This is a genomic window from Paenibacillus sp. P4_A7 (assembly GCF_056402455.1).
The window spans coordinates 1-1,376 of record NZ_JBFUHJ010000764.1 but is presented as its reverse complement, the minus strand read 5'-3'; the positions used below and the strand labels follow the sequence as shown (position 1 = coordinate 1,376).

Below are 1,376 nucleotides of genomic sequence, written 5' to 3'. Positions count from 1 at the left end.
CATGAATGTCAATCTCTGATTTATCGATCAGATGAAGCAATAGATCAAGCGGCCCTTCAAAAGAATCCAGCTTATAAAGCACTGACACTAATGTTTCCTCCCGCCTAACCTTAACTTAGCTGCTTAACCTTGTAATTGCTTGGTTAAATTAGCCATCTCAATTGCACTTGTTGCTGCTTCGTAACCTTTATTTCCAGCCTTCGTACCCGCTCGCTCAATGGCTTGCTCGATCGAATCAACTGTCAATACTCCGAAGATAGTCGGAATTCCAGTTTTCAAAGCAATAGCAGCAACACCTTTTGCAGCTTCATTGCATACAAAATCAAAATGTGGAGTTGAACCGYGAATAACTGCGCCTAACGTAATAACTGCATCGTACTTACCGCTTTCAGCCATTTTTTGAGCGATTAATGGAATCTCAAATGCTCCTGGTACCCAAGCGACATCGATATCCGAATCCTTTGCTCCATGACGTTTGAATGCATCAAGTGCTCCTCCAAGTAATTTACTTGAAATAAACTCATTGAACCTTCCAACTACAACCCCGTATTTCAAACCTTCAGAAATTAAATGTCCTTCAAAAAATTGTGCCATCATGCGTCATCCTTCCACTAATTATATAGTATAGTCTGTATCTTCAAAACGAAGCAAATGTCCAAGCTTAGATTTTTTGGTGCGTAAGTACTTGTTGTTATCCTCATTAGCTGCCATTTGAATCGGAACACGCTCGATTACCTCTAGCCCATATCCTTCTAATCCTTTGATCTTACGTGGATTATTTGTGAGCAAACGCATTTTTCGTACGCCTAGATCCTTTAGAATTTGAGCACCAATTCCATAATCGCGCAAATCGGCCGGAAAGCCAAGCTTTAAATTTGCATCAACTGTATCCATTCCCTCTTCTTGTAGCACATAAGCCTTAAGTTTGTTAATCAGGCCTATGCCTCTTCCTTCTTGACGCATATATAGAAGAATGCCGCTTCCAGCCGCTTCTATTTGCTTCAAAGCCGCCTCAAGCTGAGGTCCGCAATCACAACGGTGAGAGTGGAAAACATCGCCGGTCAAGCATTCAGAATGTACACGAACTAATATCGGTTGATTGGAATCAATATCCCCTTTTACAAGTGCTACATGCTCCTTGTTATCAATCAAATTCGTATAAGCAATCGCCTTAAAGGTACCAAAATCAGTTGGCAGCTTAACTTCTACAGCGCGCTCAACTAGCTTTTCTTTATCATTGCGATATTGAATCATTTCTTGAATCGTTATCAGCTTGAGGTTGTGCTTTTCTTTGAATTCCAGAAGATCAGGCAATCTTGCCATTGTTCCATCTTCTTTAATGACTTCGCATATAACTCCAGCTGGAGGAGCTCCGC

At 41.2% G+C, this 1,376-nt stretch carries 2 protein-coding genes and 1 pseudogene; all 3 read right to left on the bottom strand.

Annotation, left to right across the window (positions count from 1 at the left end; genetic code table 11):
- Nucleotides 1–88: pseudogene (locus tag AC1DWN_RS33785) on the bottom strand (segregation/condensation protein A); the annotation flags it as partial.
- A 35-nt stretch (nucleotides 89–123) separates the two neighbouring features.
- Entirely contained in the window at nucleotides 124–594 is a 471-nt protein-coding gene (gene ribH, locus AC1DWN_RS33780; protein WP_477563190.1) for a 6,7-dimethyl-8-ribityllumazine synthase, read from the bottom strand.
- A 21-nt stretch (nucleotides 595–615) separates the two neighbouring features.
- A partial coding sequence (ribA, locus tag AC1DWN_RS33775; RefSeq protein WP_477563189.1) for a GTP cyclohydrolase II occupies nucleotides 616–1,376 on the bottom strand: 761 nt, incomplete at its 5' end.